General features: G+C 41.7%; 17 protein-coding genes and 1 tRNA gene. 10 read left to right on the top strand and 8 right to left on the bottom strand.

Annotated features, from left to right (window positions below; genetic code table 11):
* Positions 1-6: 6 nt before the first annotated feature.
* The 4 genes from ACZ41C_RS04470 to ACZ41C_RS04455 form a co-directional block, all read right to left on the bottom strand.
* Entirely contained in the window at positions 7-1266 is a 1260-nt protein-coding gene (locus tag ACZ41C_RS04470) for a serine hydrolase (protein ID WP_464564638.1), read from the bottom strand.
* Between the two features lie 2 nt (positions 1267-1268).
* Positions 1269-4175 (bottom strand): PEP/pyruvate-binding domain-containing protein, encoded by a 2907-nt coding sequence (locus ACZ41C_RS04465; RefSeq protein WP_464564636.1) that lies wholly within the window; start codon positions 4173-4175, stop codon positions 1269-1271.
* Positions 4176-4599: 424 nt separating this feature from the next.
* Positions 4600-4673 (bottom strand) — tRNA-Arg (locus ACZ41C_RS04460).
* Between the two features lie 113 nt (positions 4674-4786).
* Entirely contained in the window at positions 4787-5239 is a 453-nt protein-coding gene (locus ACZ41C_RS04455; protein WP_138257186.1) for a MarR family winged helix-turn-helix transcriptional regulator, read from the bottom strand.
* Between the two features lie 96 nt (positions 5240-5335).
* On the opposite strand from ACZ41C_RS04455, the gene hisC reads away from it, so the two are divergent.
* The 6 genes from hisC to ACZ41C_RS04425 all read left to right on the top strand — a co-directional run bounded on the left by hisC (position 5336) and on the right by ACZ41C_RS04425 (position 13071).
* A complete protein-coding gene (gene hisC / locus ACZ41C_RS04450; protein ID WP_464564634.1) occupies positions 5336-6460 on the top strand; it encodes a histidinol-phosphate transaminase in 1125 nt (374 codons plus the stop codon).
* 46 nt (positions 6461-6506) lie between these two features.
* Entirely contained in the window at positions 6507-7637 is a 1131-nt protein-coding gene (hppD, locus tag ACZ41C_RS04445; protein WP_138257188.1) for a 4-hydroxyphenylpyruvate dioxygenase, read from the top strand.
* 359 nt (positions 7638-7996) lie between these two features.
* Positions 7997-9157, top strand: a complete 1161-nt coding sequence (locus tag ACZ41C_RS04440; protein WP_464564632.1) for a homogentisate 1,2-dioxygenase — start codon at positions 7997-7999, stop codon at positions 9155-9157.
* Positions 9158-9179: 22 nt separating this feature from the next.
* Positions 9180-10415, top strand: coding sequence for a fumarylacetoacetase (gene fahA / locus ACZ41C_RS04435; RefSeq protein ID WP_464565699.1), 1236 nt, complete (start codon positions 9180-9182; stop codon positions 10413-10415).
* Positions 10412-11290 carry a flavin reductase family protein gene (locus ACZ41C_RS04430; protein ID WP_464564630.1) on the top strand — a complete coding sequence of 293 codons (879 nt, stop codon included), beginning with the start codon at positions 10412-10414 and terminating at the stop codon, positions 11288-11290. The genes fahA and ACZ41C_RS04430 overlap by 4 nt, the downstream gene beginning before the upstream one ends.
* Before the next feature lie 257 nt (positions 11291-11547).
* Positions 11548-13071, top strand: a complete 1524-nt coding sequence (locus ACZ41C_RS04425; RefSeq protein ID WP_464564628.1) for a GH3 family acyl-acid amido synthetase — start codon at positions 11548-11550, stop codon at positions 13069-13071.
* Between the two features lie 8 nt (positions 13072-13079).
* On the opposite strand, the gene ACZ41C_RS04420 is transcribed toward ACZ41C_RS04425, so the two are convergent.
* A complete protein-coding gene (locus ACZ41C_RS04420; RefSeq protein WP_464564626.1) occupies positions 13080-13643 on the bottom strand; it encodes a hypothetical protein in 564 nt (187 codons plus the stop codon).
* A gap of 46 nt (positions 13644-13689) precedes the next feature.
* The gene (gene cls / locus ACZ41C_RS04415) at positions 13690-15114 is read right to left on the bottom strand and encodes a cardiolipin synthase (protein WP_464564624.1); all 1425 of its coding nucleotides are present in this window, start codon (positions 15112-15114) and stop codon (positions 13690-13692) included.
* Positions 15115-15250: 136 nt separating this feature from the next.
* On the opposite strand from cls, the gene ACZ41C_RS04410 reads away from it, so the two are divergent.
* Both ACZ41C_RS04410 and ACZ41C_RS04405 read left to right on the top strand, forming a co-directional pair.
* A complete protein-coding gene (locus ACZ41C_RS04410; protein WP_464564622.1) occupies positions 15251-15661 on the top strand; it encodes an arsenate reductase family protein in 411 nt (136 codons plus the stop codon).
* 52 nt (positions 15662-15713) lie between these two features.
* Positions 15714-17273: a hypothetical protein gene (locus tag ACZ41C_RS04405; RefSeq protein WP_464564620.1), complete on the top strand. Its 1560-nt coding sequence runs from the start codon at positions 15714-15716 to the stop codon at positions 17271-17273.
* A gap of 51 nt (positions 17274-17324) precedes the next feature.
* Here the strand turns inward: ACZ41C_RS04405 and ACZ41C_RS04400 are convergent, their stop codons facing one another.
* Both ACZ41C_RS04400 and ACZ41C_RS04395 read right to left on the bottom strand, forming a co-directional pair.
* Entirely contained in the window at positions 17325-17507 is a 183-nt protein-coding gene (locus ACZ41C_RS04400) for a hypothetical protein (protein ID WP_138257195.1), read from the bottom strand.
* A gap of 49 nt (positions 17508-17556) precedes the next feature.
* Complete coding sequence (locus tag ACZ41C_RS04395) at positions 17557-17718, bottom strand: DUF1328 domain-containing protein (protein WP_138257196.1); 162 nt, start codon at positions 17716-17718, stop codon at positions 17557-17559.
* A gap of 251 nt (positions 17719-17969) precedes the next feature.
* Between ACZ41C_RS04395 and ACZ41C_RS04390 the strand changes: the two genes are divergently transcribed.
* Together ACZ41C_RS04390 and ACZ41C_RS04385 are read left to right on the top strand one after the other, a co-directional pair.
* On the top strand, positions 17970-19013 hold the full coding sequence (locus ACZ41C_RS04390) for a helix-turn-helix domain-containing protein (RefSeq protein ID WP_138257197.1): 1044 nt from the start codon (positions 17970-17972) through the stop codon (positions 19011-19013).
* 162 nt (positions 19014-19175) lie between these two features.
* Positions 19176-20204 carry an AraC family transcriptional regulator gene (locus ACZ41C_RS04385; protein WP_154918312.1) on the top strand — a complete coding sequence of 343 codons (1029 nt, stop codon included), beginning with the start codon at positions 19176-19178 and terminating at the stop codon, positions 20202-20204.

Below are 20204 nucleotides of genomic sequence, written 5' to 3'. Positions count from 1 at the left end.
AACGAACTAACCTTTACGTATCGCCCTATCTATTAAATTGGCCAAATACATATGATCTGAAGCCGAATTCTTCCTTAGCACATTGCTCATCAAGGCGACTATATATTTACAATTATCGGGATGTTCGACGATGATTATCGAGTTCATGTAATTCATTACATTGCCCATGTATTTACCACATTCCTCTCCTTTGCTTCGATCACATTTGTACAGGCTGCCCGACTTAAAATATACCGCAGCTTCTTTTAAAGACGGTGATTGTGCATATCGAATACGCCTATCGGTCATATACATCAACCGCTTCATTTCAAGACTTGATGCCTCATCAATCACTTTGCCCTGTTCCAACTGGACCAAAAATTTCATCAACCCTAATGGGGTGCCAATACTGCCCCCTTTGTCACCAACATAAGTATTGGCCCCTCCGGTAAAAAAACTGCCCAGACGCCATTCTTCATGGGTGATACCCAATTGCCGTAAAGGAAGGTTGACAATATCATTTGCCATATCGGTCAATAGCTTTTTTGGGGTTTCCTTAAAATAGGCATCAGCCTCCTCCTTGGTCAATTCCGGATATTTTTCGCAAAAGACAGACATCAACAAGGCCTCACGCCAAACGATACTTGCCGCACCATTATTACTGACCGAAAGCATGTGATCCGCCCATTCAAAAAGCGAAAAGACATCACTGGCGATGACCTGCCTTTTTACCAAGGTATTTTTCTCGATATTGAAAATAGGAACGGTGTGTTCGTCGGTAAGGCCCCAAACCCCTGCCTTAACAGATTTATTTTTCAGGAGCTCAATTCGCTGCTCAAAGGAGTCAGGGTATATCTTGGACAATTGATGGAAAAGGGCATTCAACACTGCCAACTTACCAACGCTTCCAGGTTGGTAGCCCAAGGTTTCATTTCGCTGTGCGTAACGGGTACTGTCAGAGTTCGAAATATCAAGCACTGCAATGGAATAGCTTCTGTCAAGACCACGAAACATTCCACCTATTTCCCTTTGGAGACCATCATCAACTTGAAAAAAAGACCCCAGACTATCTTCTTTTCTTGACGCTAAATTCAACGAAATCTCTTCCCAAGATTTTAAAGCTCCCAACGGGATGGTTGAGGCATCCTTGAGTTCGCCACTTTGGATGAGTTCCAACCGCTTCAATCGCTTTATGCCGGTTCGTTCATAGCCGTCAATGGGATAGGGCGATACAGTAAAGGCCATCACCAGAAAACAAATCGACGCCAATGCAACTATTTTTTCCATAGCTATAGATTTTTTGATAAGGAAATCATTTTGTTTAATTCCACTTTTGGGGTAATCGATTCCAAATAATCAGAGCTCAGGGCCTTTTTATTTTCTACAAAGGGACGGATTTGAAACAACCACAATTTATCATCCTTAAAACCAAGTTCAACATCATAGGCCCCATGATAATCGGATTTTGTTTCCTTTGGAATACGTTCTTGAATCGTTTTGGCCATACTACGAATATCTTTAAGATTCTTTGGGTTGAGTACGGGAGATTCAAAAGTGGCGCTTTTTTTTAGGGTTCCCCCAGTTTTGGGTAGGCTGTTATAATAGGATTCACGGGCAGGTGCCAGCAACATATTCTGGCCATTTTTCTTCAATAAGTATTGTTCGGCAGCCTGCCCATCCACCGCACCACCTGCACCACGGCTAAAGGCAATGGTCAAATCATTTTCGTTGCCCGAAACGATTCCCTTGGTAATCAAAACTCCAGAATAATCTACATCGACACTGGGAATCACCAAAATGGAAGGGAAGACATTTTCTGGGTTCAACAAATACTTTTGTCTCCATTTGAAGCTGCGCTCTGTATAAGGGGAAGCCCAGACGGCACGAACGCCATCCAAAATCTTTTCCTCCTCGACCACGTTGAAAAGGGTAAGGTTGAGTCCTGCCCCGGTAAAATCCTTTAAATCTTCCATATTCGTATCGCTCCGTAGAAAAACCGGAACCTCACCTATATCTGAACCAAGAACATTTTTAAATCCCACCTTCAAGGCTTCTACAAATTTTGTTTTAAGAGGCATTGTCTTGATTGATTCGCGAAGTATTTCCAACTGGCGTAATTGGTAGTTTTCCACCTCTTTTTCTCCCATGGAGTTTGAACGCATTCGGTCCGCCTCAATGAACACATTATTCAGAAAAGTCCAGTAACTCACGGTTTGCCCAGACATAGTCTGATCCATATGTTCCCTAAAAATCCCGAAGGGAATGACCAACCCTTCGACCACATAATCTGGAAACATTTTTTTCAACTGTCCCAAATTTGCTGCCTTAGGGCCGCATAGTTTCCCTGAGTCATCGGCATTTACGCTTCGCATATCCAAAACTCCCTTTTCATCCAAACGAATTTGACCTACGGGCACTTCGATCCGTTCATCCTTTCGCTCTTTTTTCGAAAAGAGGTTTATTTCAATTTCGCTCATTTGCGCTTCGGGTTTTAATATCACATTTCCTTTGTTAGAAACAGCGAAGAACACCCGTTGCCCGTCATACTTTTTCAATTGTTGTAGGTTTTCATTGGATAGGGCCGCATTCGGAATTGCCAAATTGCGGGCCAATAATTGCACATGTGAAACCATATTTCCTTCGGCTACCGTTGCAATTCCTGCCACAGGCTTCAAGTCGGAAGGGGGGCTTTGAAACACATAGATTTTATCCGAAGATACTTCGATATCATCTGAACTGCCTCCGATTACGACCAATTCTCCAAAAGCATAGCCAGGATTTAACCCCCGAACGGTACTTTGGTTGGAAACGTCCATAACCTGATTGGTCAATGAGGATTCCGAAGCAATAAAACTACCAAGCTCACCCACGGCATTACCCAAGTGTAGGGCTACGGAACCCCTGATTTTATCATCGATAAAACCGGACGCCATGGGCTCAAATCCTACGTAGGTTTCGACAACATCGTCATAATTGGACTTTACCATGCTGGCACTCCACTCCACCCCACTTCGCGCTTGTTGCAGGGTTTCGGTCAATTCGGCCAATGAGAGGTATTCCGATTCGTAGTTTGAAAGATAACCCTGCAGCTGATTCCATTCCCATATTTCCAAAAATCCCGCACCAGCGGAAGCCATACCTAAGTGACATATTTTTTCCAAAAGGGATTGTAAGCTATCGGTTTCCCAATTCAATGCATTTTTAAAGACCAAACCTTCCAGTTTTAGTGAAACATCCAAAAGTTCCAAGCGAACTTGTGAATCTGTCTCCAATAAAATTCCCTCTCTGAGTTTTAACAATAAATCGGATGCCTCACGAATCAATTCGGTCGGATTATTGGCCAGATTACCATTGTTCGCGAATTGGTTTAGGAAAGTTTTCAGTTTTGAATTCTGAAGGTTACCAATATTTTTGGTAAGAGAGCCCAAATCAATAGGTCTGTGAAACTCACGCATGGTAGAAAGCAATTCCCTAAATTGAGCGTTCAAGGTACCTGTCAATTTATCTTGATGTTTAATTATGAACCGCTCCACTTTTTGAATATCGGAAGGTTCAGGGCGTCCATGAATTTTGATGCGAAGTTCCATAAAGGGGACATATTCATCTGACAACACCTTTGATTCACTTCGCATTTTTTGAGCGATATTACTATCGCCATTGTGAGGCACATCCTTTAATGACTGTCGAATCAAAAAGAATTTTTTCTCTAGACTTTCATCATCTTTTAATAAATCTTTATAGAAATCAATTCCCCAAGTCTCTTCGTCTTCTGATTGAACGGCACCCCTGTAATACTGTCCTTTTTGCAAAATCCAGCCATCATCGACACCTTTAAGATACTGCTCCAATTGATATTGTTTTAATCGGGCATGGTCATTTTCAGAATCCCAAAAATCCTTTGGGTCTGTGTAGGCAAGAATTTGACCTAAATAAATATGGTTTGACTTGCCCAACTCCAAAACATCATCACGATATCTGGCATGTTGCCAGCCTGGGCCTATTTCATCAGGGCAGGGATCCTTCGGCTGGCGAATGCTCCCATCGGTACAGAACCAACGGATATCTTTATAGGGACCACGAATGTCTTGCTTTAGTTTTGAAATTAGCTCTGAAATTTCCTTATTGTCCTTTATTTGAGCTAGGATAGAACCTTGCCAAAAAAAGCACGTTAAAAAAAATAAAACATATTTTTTCAAGTCTCTACAATTTTTTTGGGTGGTTATAGGATAATACTCCCTTAATGACAGACTTACCTTTATTACACCTTCCCCAATTTAATATAGCTCTAAATTCAACAATTTTTGGTTAAAAGTGTCCGTTTCGAGGAAGAATTCTTCTCGGGAACGGTCTTTGCATTTCTTTCGATGAATATTTATAAAATCAAGTGTGGCTAGCTATAATATCCTTACAAAAAAATAAAGGCAAGCTATGTTTTAGCTTACTTTGTTTACAACCTTGTTTAGATTTACTCGTGATCGCGACACGATTGCATTCAAAGTTGCCAATACAAAACCTAGCAGCTACCGCTGCGGGCCCTTATTTTTGTTCGAACTGGCAAACAGGTTTGCATTTCTCCTAAAAATAAAGAACCACGCCAATTGGCGTGGTTCTCGAGTGTCGTGATCGCGACACGATTCGAACGTGTGACCGTCTGCTTAGAAGGCAGATGCTCTATCCAGCTGAGCTACGCGACCATAGAACATTTAAAAGAATGGGTTTTTTAAATGTGGGTGCAAATTTAGTAAAAAATCCATATTGTTAAAACCAAAATCAATAAAAGATAATACGGTAATAGCGAAGGGTTGGGTCAAGTTTTTTTGTATCCATCGTATTTGTCAAAGTTATCGTATAACTGGTCCAGGACCTGATAGAAGGTTTCAAAGGCTTCTTCTGAAATATGAATGGTACTGACCCGCCTTAAATCCTGAATTAAGGGAAGTACTTTTTTCATGAGCTTTTGGCCCTCTTCTGTCATCACCAATTTGTAGCGCTTTTGATCGTCCCTGAATCGGGATTTTTTCAACAAACCTTTTTTACAAAGTCCGCTAATGACGCGGGAGGTCGTCGCCCTATTTCTAAAATTGGATTTGGCAATGTCTGCCTGGGAAGCATCGGTACCTTCTAAATGCACCCGTTGGAGAATGACCCACTGTTCAATGGTTAGGTCAATATCATTATCATCGAACACTTGTAAAAAAGTACTTTGCACCTTTTTAAGGGTACGGTCAATGTATACGCCAAATCCTTCGGTACGGTCCATATTTCGCCTTTCGTCGAACAAAAATACATAGAAAATCGTTAAAATTGTTGTTAATGCAACAAAATGGAATTTTTTTTGTAGTTTTAGACCGGATTGATGAACCAAGTAAACATCATGTCGATACAATTCAAAACATATATTTTAGAGGACAGCACCTATAAAGGTGGCGCCAAGAAAATTGTAATGCCCCAAGGTATTGATGTCCATAAACTGTCCTCCAATGAAAATCCGTTGGGGTATTCCCCAAAAGTGAGACAGGCCCTGATTGCTTCGTTGGATGATTTGAGCCAATATCCGGACAATACGGATATTCGTTTGCGCCAGGCCTTGGTAAAGGATTTTGACCAAGCACTTACAGAAGATCATTTCATAACGGCGAACAGCGGTTCGGAAATTATCGACCTAATTTCAAAGGCCTTTCTTGGGGAAGGGGATACCGTCATTGTGAGTCAGCCGTGCTTTCTACCCTATACTGCGTTTACAAGGTGGATGGGAGCAACGGCAATCAATGTACCTATGACCACGAATTTTGAATATGATTTTGAGGGTATTTTGAAGGCTATTTCCGATAGTACCAAATTGGTCTTTTTGGCTTCGCCCAACAATCCCTCGGGAACCTTTATTCCAAAAGACGTTTTAGAGGATTTTATGAACAAAGTTCCGGAACATGTAATCGTGGTTCTGGATGAGGTGTATCGGCATTTTGCCGATGCCCCGGATTATGTGACAGGGCTTCCCTTTGTAAAACAGAACAAAAATATCATCGCGATCAACAGTTTTTCCAAGACCTACGGGTTGGCCGGACTTCGTATAGGGTATTGCTATGCACCGTTACACATCAGCAGTTACATGCGAAAAATCTGTAAACCGTTCCTGTTGTCCTCAATGGCTTTGGAAGGAGCCATTGCGGCATTGGAAGATGGGGAATTCGTACAAGAGACCGTGGATTTGGTTCGAAAGGAACGAGCTTTTGTGTTGCATGGATTGAAGGATTTACATATTAAATATTGGCCCACCCAGGGAAACTTTGTCATGATCCAACCCCCAATATCGGACACCGAGTTGGTAAAACAGATGGAACAAAAAGGAATCATGGTGCGGCCCGTGGGTAATTTTGGTGCCCCCGGTAAAGTCCGTATCTCATTCGGTACCCGGGCGGCAAATAACGCTATGTTGGATGCCTTGGAAGCGGTCATCAAACAAAAAGAAGTAACAACGTAAAAAATTTCGCAACTATGTTGCATTAACAACAATAAAATAAAAACATATGTCAACAACCATAGCAGCAGAGAAGAAGCAGGATAAAGCAACTGATTTTATGCCCATAAACGGCACGGATTATTTGGAACTCTATGTGAGCAACTCCAAACAAGCGGCCCATTTTTATAAAACCGCCTTTGGATTTGAGTCCTTGGCCTACAAAGGCTTGGAGACCGGGAGTAGGGAGTTTGAATCCTATGTGGTTCAACAGGATAAAATTCGCTTGGTATTAACGTCCCCTTTAAAAAGTGGTACCGAGGTAGGTAAGCATATCGATAAACACGGTGATGGCGTTAAGGTAACCGCCCTTTGGGTAGATGATGCCACCTATGCCTACGAGGAGGCGGTAAAACGAGGTGCCAAAAGCTTTATGAAACCCCAAGTGGAGGAAGATGATCACGGAAAAGTGGTTCGTTCCGGTATTCATACCTATGGCGAGGTAGTCCATATCTTTGTGGAACGAAAGGATTATAACGGGGTCTTTTTGCCCGGATATCGGAAATGGGAATCAGACTATAAGCCAGAGTCCGCCGGACTCAAATTTGTGGACCACATGGTAGGGAATGTGGAAGAGGGAAAAATGAACTATTGGGTGAAGTTCTACGAGGATGTCATGGGCTTCAAACAGATTCTTTCCTTTGATGATAAGGATATTTCTACAGAATACACGGCCCTCATGAGCAAGGTGATGAGTAACGGTAACGGGCGTATCAAATTCCCTATTAACGAACCGGCTCCCGGAAAGAAAAAATCCCAAGTGGACGAATATCTCGAATTTTACGAAGGCGAAGGGGTACAGCATATTGCTGTAGCTACGGACGATATCGTGAAAACGGTATCCGACCTTAAAAGCAGGGGGGTGGAATTTTTGACCGTTCCCACCACCTATTATGATGTGCTAACCGAAAGGGTGGGTAAAATAGACGAGGATATAGATTCCCTGCGAAAACTGGGAATTTTGGTGGATCGTGACGATGAAGGTTATTTGTTACAGATTTTCACCAAAACGGTACAGGCAAGGCCCACCATGTTCTTTGAAATCATACAAAGAAAAGGAGCTACTTCCTTTGGAAAAGGAAACTTTAAGGCATTGTTCGAGGCCATTGAGCGGGAGCAAGAGTTGAGGGGTACTTTGTAAAACCAATGCTTGGGATAAAAGTATTGTGGTTGTGAGTGTGAAGGTCATAGTGTAAAATTGTTCATTTTCTTTGCTTGTCCAAAGAAAACGAACCAAAACAAACGACACTTTTGAGTGGGATTTTTGACTTTAAGCAAGTCAAAAACCGCTCGCCAAACCCCGCGCCATGCCAATGCCTGGCTGAATTTCGGGGCTTTGGCTTCGCTTATCCGGCGCAAAAGCCATACCGACTTCGTCGTCACAACATTCAGTACAAAGTGAATCGTGGTAAAGTCCTGATTTACGGCTTTTGCCGCTTTTATGCCACATGTACTAAAATGACTAACTTTAAAAGTAAGGAACAATTAAAATAAAATTCGATGCCCATATATCATAAACAAGGAAACATACCCCCAAAACGGCACACGCAGTTCCGTAGGCCGGATGGGGAACTGTATTCGGAGCAATTGTTCGGCACCATAGGTTTTGATGGCATGTCCTCGCTGCTCTATCACCACAATAGGCCCACTATGGTCAAGGAAATTGTAAAGAGCACGGATATGTCCCCAAAAATCGCCCTGGAAAAACACATTCGTTCGCTAAAATTGGTGAGTTTTAATGTGGAACCCAAGGACGACTTTCTGGAGGCACGGGAACCCCTATTGATCAATAATGATGTGCATATAGGCGTAGCGGCGCCACGGAAATCCGTCACGGATTATTTCTATAAAAATGCCGATGCGGATGAAATGCTCTTCATCCACAAGGGTACGGGTACGTTGCGAACTATTTTTGGTAATATTCCCTTTGAATATGGCGATTATCTGATCATTCCTAGAGGGGTGATCTATCAAATCGATTTTGATTCTGAGGACAACCGGATTTTTTACGCGGAGTCCTTCACGCCCATTTACACCCCGAAAAGGTATAGAAATTGGTTCGGGCAGTTGTTGGAACATTCTCCATACTGCGAGCGGGACTATAAACTCCCCCAAGATTTGGAAACGTTCACGGATTTGGAGGATCATTTCATAAAGGTCAAAAAACAAGGGGTGCTGCATGAAATGATCTACGAAGGGCATCCTTTTGATGTCGTGGGATGGGACGGTTACAATTATCCCTACGGATTTTCGATTCATAATTTTGAACCGATTACGGGCAGGATACACCAACCGCCACCGGTACATCAGACCTTTGAAACATCGGCGTTTGTGATCTGTTCCTTTGTGCCCAGATTGTACGACTATCATCCAAAATCCATTCCGGCTCCTTACAACCATTCCAACATAGATTCTGATGAGGTGCTGTACTATGTGGACGGTGATTTTATGAGCAGGAATGGGGTGGCTCCGGGCAATATTTCCTTGCATCCGGCCGGTATTCCCCACGGTCCGCATCCGGGTGCCGTGGAGCGAAGCATCGGCCAAAAAGGTTCTGAGGAGCTTGCCGTAATGATAGACACCTTCAGGCCCTTGATGGTTACGGAAAATGCCCTAAAACTGGACGACGGGGATTACTACCGTTCTTGGTTGAATTCATAAATACAGCACGTACATGAAGCCGTTGACCACTTGGGTACACGTACCACAAAATTCGGATTTCACTATTTATAATTTGCCCTTCGGGATATTTTCTGCTGATGGAAAAAACCCTAGGGCCGGTATGGCCATAGGCGAACAGATCGTGGACCTTTCCGTATTGGCCAAGGCCAATTTATTGGCGGTGGAACCGCGCTATTTTTTGCAATCCACTCTGAACGATTTTATCGCCCTCGGCAAACCCATTACCAACAAGGTTCGGTTGGAGGTACAAAAGCTATTGATGGAGGAGGATTCTCCCCTAAAAATTAGGCCCGATGCCTTCGTTCCCCAAGACAAAGCGACAATGCACCTTCCCGTCCAAATTGGCGACTATACAGATTTTTATAGCAGTTTGGAGCATGCCACCAATGTAGGCAAAATGTTCCGGGACCCGGAAAACGCGCTGCTTCCCAATTGGAAGCACCTTCCCGTGGGCTATCACGGTAGGGCTTCATCCATTGTCGTGAGCGGTACCGACATACATCGACCCAAAGGCCAAGTATTGCCCAGAGGAGCGGAAACACCCGTTTTTAAACCTTCCGTTCGGTTGGATTTTGAACTGGAAATGGCGTTTATTGTGGGCAAGGAAACCAAATTGGGAGAATCCATTCCTGTGGATAAGGCATCGAACTATATCTTTGGCATGGTATTGTTCAACGATTGGTCCGCCCGCGATATCCAGAAATGGGAATATGTTCCCTTGGGACCTTTTTTGGGCAAAAGTTTTGCATCGTCCATTTCCCCGTGGATCGTGACCTTAGAGGCCTTGGAACCCTTTAAGATAATGGGACCAAAACAAGACCCGGAAGTGCTTCCCTATTTAAAAATCGAGGGTGCCCATAATTATGATATTCAATTGGAAGTAACCTTAGCTCCCGAAAATTCGGAATCCCAAACCATTTGCAAATCCAATTTTAAATACATGTATTGGAACATGGCCCAGCAGTTGGCGCATCACACCGTAAACGGATGTAATGTGAAAGTGGGCGATATGATGGCCTCGGGTACCATTTCCGGGAAGGACGAAACGGCCTACGGCTCGCTTTTGGAACTTTCTTGGGGCGGAACAAAAACAATTCAACTAACTAACGGACAAACCCGAACCTTTTTGGAGGACAACGACACCATTACCCTAAGAGGGGTTGCGGAAAGGGATTTTATAAAAGTAGGCTTCGGTGAAGTTTCGGGAAAAATTCTTCCGCTAAAAATTGAAATATGACAAAAACGATTGATCCAAATAAGGTTTCCCAACAGGAACTACATGCCTATCTTTTATCGGCCGTAGCGCCACGTCCCATTTGTTTTGCCAGTACGGTGGATAAAGATGGCAATGTCAATTTAAGCCCCTATAGTTATTTCAATATTTTCAGTATCAATCCGCCCATCATGATTTTTTCACCCAATCGAAGCGGACGTGACGGATCCATGAAGCATTCCCATCAGAATGTACTGGAAGTGCCGGAGGTGGTGATCAATATTGTCAACTACCCCATGGTGGAGCAAATGTCCTTGGCCAGTACTTCGTACGACAAGGGCGTCAATGAATTTGTGAAGGCGGGATTTACGGAGGTCCCCAGCGAAAAGGTGAAACCGCCCAGGGTGGGGGAGGCGCCGGTGGCCATTGAATGTTCGGTCACGGAAGTGATAGAATTGGCCGATACACCGGGAGCTGGAAACCTGATTTTGGCAAAAGTGGAATTGGTGCATATTAACGAGGAGTATCTGGACAAGGACGCCCAATTGGATACCCAGAAATTGGATCTTGTGGGCCGTATGGGCGGAAATTGGTACACACGTTCCAGTGGGACATCGCTTTTTGAGATTCCAAAACCCATCAGAAACCAAGGTATCGGCGTGGATCAACTGCCCGAAAAAGTACGGAACAGTATCGTTTTAACGGGTAATAATTTAGGCCGATTGGGGAACCTGGAGGCCCTTCCCACACAGGAATCCATCGATAGGATTGCGGCTTTGCCCGAAATCAAGGAACTGTTGGAAAGCTCCATGGATACCGTAAAAATCCATAAGTTGGCCCAGCAATGGCTGGACGAGAATCGGACAGAGGAGGCCCTGGCGCTTTTGTGTATTCAGTAGGGATATAGTTCATAATCCGTAGGTAGCGGGATAATCCATTGATATAAAAGACCCCAAAGGTTTCAAAAACCTTTGGGGTCTAGTTTTTAAAAGATTGTATGGTATTCCTTTAAGGGCTTACATAATCAACGTTTTGTCAAGTAGGGTGATTCATAATGAATAAAAAACAAACTTTCAAAGCAGTCAAACAAAAGTCCTTTTGAGGAAGCTCGATGATGGAGGAGTGTTAATTTTATCAATAACCAAAAGTATACGTTATGCCAATCATTGGAAGTGTTATTAAAGGTATTATAGATGTTACCGGTACAATTTCTGGAGAATCCGATCCTGTTGCGGAACAAAAGGAAGTTCTTAAATCCCTATTGGAGTCTGCAGCCGAAACGCAATTTGGAACCGCCTATAAATTTCCTGAAATCCTTTCCTCCGAGGACATTCAGCGCACTTTTGCGGAAACCGTTCCCTATTTTGACTACAATTCCATTAGTGTCAATTGGTGGGAAAAGCTCCATAAAGGCGCGGAAAACGTCACTTGGCCCGGCAATCCGGATTACTTCGCACTAAGCTCCGGAACCACGGGAAAGACCAGTAAGCGGATTCCCGTAACGGAAGAAATGATCAAAGCAATTCGTTGGGCCGGTATCAAGCAGGTATTGGCCCTGAGTAATTTTGATTTTCCATCTGATTTTTTTGAAAAGGGTATTTTGATGCTGGGTAGCTCTACAGACCTTATTGAACAAAAGGACCATTTGGAAGGTGAAATAAGTGGCATAAGTGCCAGTAATATCCCTTCATGGTTCCGGGGGTATTACAAACCTGGTGAGGAAATCGCCAAGATAGACGATTGGGACGAACGCGTGGAAAAAATAGTAGCCGAGGCTCCCAATTGGGATATTGGAGGACTTAGCGGTATCCCTTCCTGGATAGAGTTGATGTTGAAAGAGGTCATAAAGGCACATAACCTCAAAAACATCCATGAGATTTGGCCCAATCTGGAGGTCTACACTTCCGGGGGTGTCGCTTTTGGTCCTTATGAGAAAAGTTTCAATGCCTTAATGGGTCGCCCAATAACGGTTATTGATACGTATTTAGCGTCTGAAGGGTTTATCGCTTTCCAGGCGAGACCGGAAACGGATGCCATGAAGTTGGTGACGGACAACGGTATCTATTTCGAGTTTGTTCCCTTTGACCCAGATTTGGTACAAGAAGATGGGTCACTAAGCCAAGAAGCGAAATCGGTGACGCTTGCTGAGGTGGAAAAAGGTCAAAATTATGTGTTGATCATTAGTACCGTTAGCGGTGCTTGGCGTTATCTTATTGGGGATACCATAGAATTTACCGATGTGGAACGGGCCGAAATCAAGATTACGGGCCGGACCAAGTTTTTTCTAAATACCGTTGGTTCCCAACTCTCGGTTAATAAATTGGACGATGCCCTGCAGGAACTGGAGGATGCATTTGATGTGGAGGTACCGGAATATACGCTTTGTGCAAAAAAGTACGACGACGGATTTTATCATACGTGGTATTTGGGAACCGATGCCCAACTGGACCCTAAGAAAGCGGCAGCTACCCTGGACGAGTCCTTAAAAAATGCGAACAAAAACTATAAGGTGGCACGCTCAAAGGCCTTGCAAGGGGTCAAGGTATTTGTCGTGAAACCCGATGTTTTTTACGAATGGAACAATCGGAACAAGAAAAAGGGCGGACAGGTTAAAATGGAGCGTGTCATGGACGAGGACAAATTCCAAGAATGGGAGGACTTTGTCCAAAAAGAACTATAGTTTTCGATTTAATCAACAACGGCATCCCGCTCCTCAACCAATAGCATGATTTCTTCCGGACTTAAGTACAGGCGTTTGATCCTATTAACATACCTTTCAGTGAGTCCGGCCTTTTTCAGAATAAACTCCTTGGTCGCCAATATATAATCCTCCATACCATGGATTACGGCAAAGGAATCCGCCCTACGCTCCGCCTTCCGAATGTATCTTTTGGATGATAGGTATCTGATACCAAAACCAATGAGATTGAGTCCACTGCGATTTCTAAAATCCATAATGTGGCCCAATTCATGGCCCAGCCAACCAATCATGATTTTAGAGGGAATGTCCTTGGTGAGATAAACACTATCGGCAATTTTGATTTTTTCGCTTATTAAAATTTTGTACTTCCTTTTCTTTTTTTGCCTAAAAACACTCCAAAAAGCGGGCTGCGCCTGCATGGTAGATTTTTCAATATGTTTTTTGAACTTGAACTCGATGGGTGTATTCGCTAGTTCTGGATAGTGGGACAAGGCTATCAAGGCTTCCTCTTTAATTTCCTCGGGTATGATGTGTGGCTGGGTGGCTTGCATAAATAGGATCGGTACTAGTGCGGCTATAAAGTTCAAAATTTCGGTATTAAAGTAATGGGCTAAAGAATTTAGCGAGACCCTCCATAAACTTGATGAAAATGGAACGCTTTTTAAAGGAAACCAATTCCAATTGAATGTCCTTTTTGCAATGGCCAAAGAATATTTCCTCAATTTTTTTGGCTATATCCTTATCATAAATTAGGACATTGGTTTCAAAGTTATGCTCAAAACTTCGGTAATCAAAATTTCCCGATCCCACCGATGCGATTTCGCCATCAATGATAATAACCTTGCTATGGGAGAAATCAGACCTCAGATAAATGTTCGCCCCAACATTAAGCAGTGCCTCGAAACCGGAGAACATACTGTACTTTGCCAACAACGAATCAGAAACCTTGGGGGTCAGGAGGTTTACTTCCACACCACTGAGCGAGGCTATTTGTAGGGCCTCCAAAACGGGCATCCCAGGAATGAAATAGGGGTTGGCTATGCATATGCTTTTTTTCGCGCTATTGATCATTGCCAGATATTGCTGCATGATGGCGGGATATTTGGAATCCGGACCACTGGATACCACTTGGGCGATACTTTCCCCTTTACCGTCAAATTTTGGAAAGTATTTGTCCTGTAACAAAAGGTCCTCATCACTGGCAAAGTGATAATCTTTGATGAAAACCCGTTGCAGGCTATTCACTACGGGTCCCTGTAATTTAAGATGTAGGTCCTGCCACACCCCCAGTTCCGATATGGATTTGATGTATTTGTCCGATACATTAAAGCCACCTGTAAAACCTACCTTTCCATCAATGACTACTATTTTTCTATGGTTACGATAGTTTAAGGTAAACAGCAGATTGCCAAATCTTATGGGCATAGAGGAGAAAACCTTGACCCCTATATCCTTAAATCGCTTAACTACCTTCCCGCGTATGGAATGGCTTCCCAAAGCATCGTAAAGTATGCGAATTTCCACCCCTTCGGTTATTTTTTTGGAGAATAATTCATAAAACCTATCCAAAAGGTCTCCTTTTTCCAAAATATAGTATTGGATATGTATAAACTTTTCCGCTTTTTCTATAGCATCAAAAATGGCCCCAAATGCCGATTCCCCATCATTCAGGAGTTCTATAGTGTTGTTTTCATATGGGGCAAAATAACTGTTCTTTCTTATTAAGGAGGCAATCTTATCATGTTTGTAATTCGAAAAATCATGAACACTCTGTTTCCCGCCTTTAAGCTCCTTATATGTTTCCGAATACAGCTTGCGCTTTTCAGTCTGCTTAAGCTTGAACAGTTTAAATTTCCTGCGGTTTATACCAAAAAGGTAGTATAAAATGGGGCCTAAAAAGGGGAGTATGATGACGGCAAGGGACCAACTGATCATCTTCGTGGAACGCTGGCCATAGAATATAATGTTGACAATACTCCAAATGGTTACGGTAAAGTAGCCTATCCAAAGAAAGGTGTTCATTTTGTATCTTTAAAGGAATCAACAATATAATGTATTTTTTAAGTGTTTTTTGGCCCTGATAGCATTACCGACACTTTTTATTTGAAATGGGTCAAGCAAGGGCGGGATAGGATATTAAATTTAAAAATTAAAGAAAATGGGCACCATCGCAATGGATAAAAGACAAATTACTTTATACTATAGTTCTGAAAATACTATTGGTAAACAAATACACGCCTATGTTCAGTCTTCGAAAAAAAAGAATCTAGCCGTAGATATTTCAAAAACGAAGGTCACAGGTACCCAATGGGTAGAATTGGCCGATGGTCTGAACAAGGATATCAAGGATTTGATCGCTATGGACCATCCAGATTTTTTAAATGTCTATGGGGAACAGGGACAGGACCTGGACGAAAACGATTGTATAAAAATCCTTCAAAAGGAACCACATCTTCTAAAACATCCAATAGCCGTGAACGATGATCAGTATTTAGAATTGGAAAATGCGGCGAGTTTTAAAAAATTCATTGCTCCGGATAGTGCCGGATTAAAGAATCCTGATCAGTAATCGTATAAGGTGTATGGCAATTCCATCACCTGAATCTTCAACCCAGTAGCGAATGAACGTTAACAAAATCAGTGTTTGGCTATTGGGGTTTTTAATGCTTTCGATCGGACTCTATTTTTTCGCTGAATGGCAGATGAAGAAGGCGATTGCAGAATTCTTGGAACGGAAAGTGCCTTCCCATGTCCAATATTCCTATAATAAATTGGATATAAGCCTCATAAAGGGAAATCTGGATTTTGAAAATCCGGTCGTGAACAATTTGGGTAGGCAAACCTCCACTTGTGAGATTTCAGCGAATATGGAAAAAATAGCCATCAAGGGGTTCAGTTATTGGCGCTTGTTCCTTAAGGGTGAGATCCATGCGACCGAAATCCTTTTGTCCAAACCCAATCTTACATTTAATACCTGCCCTGCGGATAGTACGACTGCATCCAAAGGGAATACGCCCATTCATTTATTAAAGCCGATATCCGTAAACACTATCACTTTGGAGGATGGCCATATGGAAATTTGGGACTCCAACGGGGAAAAGCAATTGTTGAACGTGGGCACCCTGGATTTTGTAATAAAGGAAGTCGCTACGGACACAGAAAAAATCAAGGACTATATCCCTATGGAGTTTAGGGAATACCAATTTTCATTCAATCAGATAAGTGGACCGTCCGGGGAATTTGAGGAATTTGAGGTGGGGTCTTATCAAATGGATAACGAGTCTATCGAAATTATGGAGCTTGAATTCAAAACGAAATATACACGCAGGGAACTCAGCGAAAAGATCAGTTACGAAAGGGACCATGTTTCATTAAAGGTTCCCGAAATAAGAATAGAAAATCACGACCTAACCGTCATTGATGAAGTGCTGAAATTGCAAATGGATACCGTGGTGGCTTATGAGCCCTTTCTTAATGTTTATAGGGACAAAAGTCTTATGGAAAACCCAAAAATAAGGCCATTATATTCCCAACTTATCCGGCAGTTGCCCATAAAACTTCAAATAAAGGGTATTGAACTGGCCAACGGGTTTCTCAGCTATGAAGAAGATGCCCCAAACAATGTACGACCGGGTGTCCTTACCTTTGAAAACCTTGGGGCGCATATTAGTAATTTTTCAAATACGGAAAATGAAGGGGAAACCGTGGATATTAGAATCAACGCCAACTTTATGGGAAATGGGGAACTGGACCTCGACTGGAAATTTGATGTCTTTGACCCTAAGGATACTTTCATCATTTCTGGCGGATTGAGCAATATGGAAACTTCCACTTTAAACGATTTTTTGGTGCCAAATGCCAGATTACGGGCCCAGGGAACCATAGATCAGATGTTTTTTACCTTAAGTGGCGGGGATTTTATGGCACAGGGCGATATCAAAATGAACTACGAGGATTTTAAACTGGAACTTTTGAACAAAGAGCGAAGCCACGTAAAAAAGATTATGTCATTTATAGGTAATCTGTTTATCAATGACGGTTCCAAGGTTGATGACGATGGTTATCGACATGGAACAATGGAAGTGGAAAGAAATCGGAACAAGTCTTTTTTCAATTATCTATGGATCGGTTTGGAAGATGGTTTAATTGATGTGGTTACCGGAAGTGGGAAAAGGAAGTGAAAGGGCATAAAAAAAGAGGGCATGGCCCTCTTTTAAGTTTGTGAATTTATTTTAATGGTCATCGGCCACATCTTCTACGGCATCTTCCACTTCTTCGGCTCCGTCTTCAATATCTTCGCCTAATTCCTCTACGCCATCTTCAATTTTCTCACCAGCCGATTTTTCTTCTCGACAACTTAATGCAATTCCAACCGTCATTAGACAGAACAGGAACATTAATAATGACTTTCTCATCGTTTTTAATTTTGGGTTATTAATCTGTTAAAGGTTGTTTTTAGGTAATTTAAACCACTTTTTTTCCTCTAATAAGTGAAATAAGAAAAAGTACTATGAAAATAAAGAAAAGTACTTTCGCTATACCCGCGGCTCCTGCCGCAATACCGCCAAATCCTAAAATTCCTGCTATGATGGCTAGTACTATAAATATAATTGTCCATTTTAACATAATATGTGTATTTATTGTTTAATGTACTAAAAGGTCACTCCTTTTTTCCATACCCAAAGATGATACTAATTGTCTGATAGTCTTTGTTGTATAAACGTTATCCTTGACTCATTCAAATAATATTTTATTTTGGTGTTTTGAGAGATTTATTTTGGAGCTGGTCACCCTTTAACCTTGTTCATTACAGTTGAATTGATAAGCGAATCATGATTAAAATTTGTTTTATCTTGTACGCATATCACATAATACTAATGGCCGAAAAAAAAGAACTTAAGGAACTTAGCCTAGTAGACGTTGTCAAGGATATTGCAGGTCGTTTAAAAGTTGATTACGAAACCGAAAACAATGAGATTTGTATTGATATCCCAAAGGAATCCGGTACAGGTACCATCATGGCCATGTCATTTTCCCATGGGGTGGCATTGATGGATTTAGATGTGCGATTAAAGGAGGAGGTTCGTTTTGAGCTCAACCCATCTTTGGTGCAACCATTGGAAATTATCTATAACAAAGAGTCCAGTTTTGTCCATAGGTTTAACGGCAAGGAAGATGCCCATGAGATACGGCATTTGGAGAGCGCAATGATATCCAGCAATGGAAAACATAGTAATATGGTAATTCTACCGGCGGTAGAACCTATTTGTTTTTTTAACATTGAAATCAACCGTAAAAGGTTCGAGGAAAAAATAGGGGATTTTCTGCCGGATATGGATTCTGACCTTGAAGCCCTTTTTAGGGATGTGAACGGGGTCAACCTTTTTTTTTATAAGGCCAATTATAGTTTGGACATCGCCAAGTGCATTGAGGAAATAAAGCAGTGCGAATTATCCGGTTTTCCTAGGAGTGTTTTTATCGAAGGGAAGTGTTATGAAATTGTGGCCCATCACTTAAGACAGTATGTGGATGATTCTTCAGATCCAGATAATAGAAAAATACTAAGACAGGCTACCGTTAAAAAGTTGGAGGAGGCCGCGGAAATCATTTCCAGTGAATTAGATCAGGTAGACAATATCATCGCGCTGGCCAAAAGGGTCGGCCTTAACCAAAATACCTTACAGAGTGGTTTTCAACATCTTTACGGAATGTCAGTAAACAATTACATCAGAAACGAGCGTATGGAAATGGCGAAGGGATTGATGGAAAGGACCGATCTCAACGTAACTGAGATTACCTATAAAATTGGCATCAACTCAAGAAGTTATTTTTCAAAGCTATTTAAGGAGCGCTATGCCATGACACCCACCCAGTATCTAAAAAAATTAAAGCCTCAAAAAGAGCGTTCTAAAACCACTTAATCTATTGAGTCACAGTTGAGCAAATAGTGACTCCATTTATTTTTTTAACAAAATTTTTACCCCCAAAGCATCGCAATTGTGTTAATCAACGTTTCATAATTGTTAACCGAAACTATATAATTCCAATTTCTTTGCATTAGTTGTTTTTAAGTTTAAATAGCTATGAAAGAGATTCTTATAAATAGTGTGAGGGATGAAGATATGCTTCTTGGCTTCAAAGAGAACCTTAAAGGGTCTTTGCAAGAACAATGGGGAGAACGTGTAGTTACCTTTGATAATGAGCTAGGAAAGGGCATTATTAGGAGTATGGAGTTTGATTGGGGCGTATCATTGTTTGATTTGGACCTTACTTTTTTTGATGACATTAAGCTTACCGTAAAATCAAAGGGAGTTTCACCCTTGGAGTTCATTTTTATTTCAAAAGGTGGACTTACATATAAGGAGGGCCATTTGGGCGAAAAATTGGAGTTGGAACAATTCCAAAACATCATTATTTCACCGGAACGATTTCAGGAAAAAAACTTCATTTTTCCATCTAATAAAGAACTAAAGGTGAATATGATTAGAATCTTCAAGAAGGAATATTTGAAAAAAAAGAATAATAATGTCAGTCACTTAAATGAACTGTTATTGTCCGTATTCAAAGATGAAAAAAACATTATTCCTTATTCCCATGGAGGTAGTTATAGCCTAAAAATAGCCAATGAGGTAAAGCAGTTGGACAATGTTCATGAGAGCGGCATAATGCGGACCTTGTCCATTGAAGGGAGGATTTACCTAATTCTTTCATTACAACTATTGGAACATCACAATTTTGAAACCAAGGAATGTGCAATGGAATCACTGTCCAAGGAGGACATCAAAAAAATAAACACGCTTTCAGAGTATATTATAGATAATATATCGGGAACCATTTCTATCGAGGTACTTTCAAGAAAATCTGGATTGACTCCCAAAAAATTACAATTGGGCTTCAAGTTACTCTATTCCAAAACCGTAAACGAGTATATTAGGCAACTAAAATTGGAAGTCTCCAAAGATTATTTAAAGAATAGTGATCTTACGGTTTCTGAAATCGTTTACTTGGTAGGTATCAAAAGCAGAAGCTATTTTTCCAAAATTTTTCAAGAATCCTATGGAATCCTACCAACGGATTATCGGAAATACCTAAAAACGGGAAAGATTGATTAA

This window comes from Maribacter sp. C-4077, assembly GCF_055378385.1.
The sequence above is the reverse complement of the archived record's forward strand: the minus strand, read 5'-3'. Positions and strand labels throughout refer to the sequence as shown.

Excerpts from the sequence above, each read along its gene's own strand:
- ACZ41C_RS04430 (WP_464564630.1), top strand. The coding sequence starts at position 10,412 with ATGACAAAAACGATTGATCCAAATAAGGTTTCCCAACAGGAACTACAT.
- hppD (WP_138257188.1), top strand. The coding sequence starts at position 6,507 with ATGTCAACAACCATAGCAGCAGAGAAGAAGCAGGATAAAGCAACTGAT.
- ACZ41C_RS04385 (WP_154918312.1), top strand. The coding sequence starts at position 19,176 with ATGAAAGAGATTCTTATAAATAGTGTGAGGGATGAAGATATGCTTCTT.
- ACZ41C_RS04420 (WP_464564626.1), bottom strand. The coding sequence starts at position 13,643 with ATGCAAGCCACCCAGCCACACATCATACCCGAGGAAATTAAAGAGGAA.
- ACZ41C_RS04455 (WP_138257186.1), bottom strand. The coding sequence starts at position 5,239 with ATGGACCGTACCGAAGGATTTGGCGTATACATTGACCGTACCCTTAAA.
- ACZ41C_RS04405 (WP_464564620.1), top strand. The coding sequence starts at position 15,714 with ATGAACGTTAACAAAATCAGTGTTTGGCTATTGGGGTTTTTAATGCTT.
- ACZ41C_RS04390 (WP_138257197.1), top strand. The coding sequence starts at position 17,970 with ATGGCCGAAAAAAAAGAACTTAAGGAACTTAGCCTAGTAGACGTTGTC.
- ACZ41C_RS04400 (WP_138257195.1), bottom strand. The coding sequence starts at position 17,507 with ATGAGAAAGTCATTATTAATGTTCCTGTTCTGTCTAATGACGGTTGGA.
- hisC (WP_464564634.1), top strand. The coding sequence starts at position 5,336 with ATGAACCAAGTAAACATCATGTCGATACAATTCAAAACATATATTTTA.
- ACZ41C_RS04440 (WP_464564632.1), top strand. The coding sequence starts at position 7,997 with ATGCCCATATATCATAAACAAGGAAACATACCCCCAAAACGGCACACG.
- cls (WP_464564624.1), bottom strand. The coding sequence starts at position 15,114 with ATGAACACCTTTCTTTGGATAGGCTACTTTACCGTAACCATTTGGAGT.
- ACZ41C_RS04395 (WP_138257196.1), bottom strand. The coding sequence starts at position 17,718 with ATGTTAAAATGGACAATTATATTTATAGTACTAGCCATCATAGCAGGA.
- ACZ41C_RS04470 (WP_464564638.1), bottom strand. The coding sequence starts at position 1,266 with ATGGAAAAAATAGTTGCATTGGCGTCGATTTGTTTTCTGGTGATGGCC.
- ACZ41C_RS04425 (WP_464564628.1), top strand. The coding sequence starts at position 11,548 with ATGCCAATCATTGGAAGTGTTATTAAAGGTATTATAGATGTTACCGGT.
- ACZ41C_RS04410 (WP_464564622.1), top strand. The coding sequence starts at position 15,251 with ATGGGCACCATCGCAATGGATAAAAGACAAATTACTTTATACTATAGT.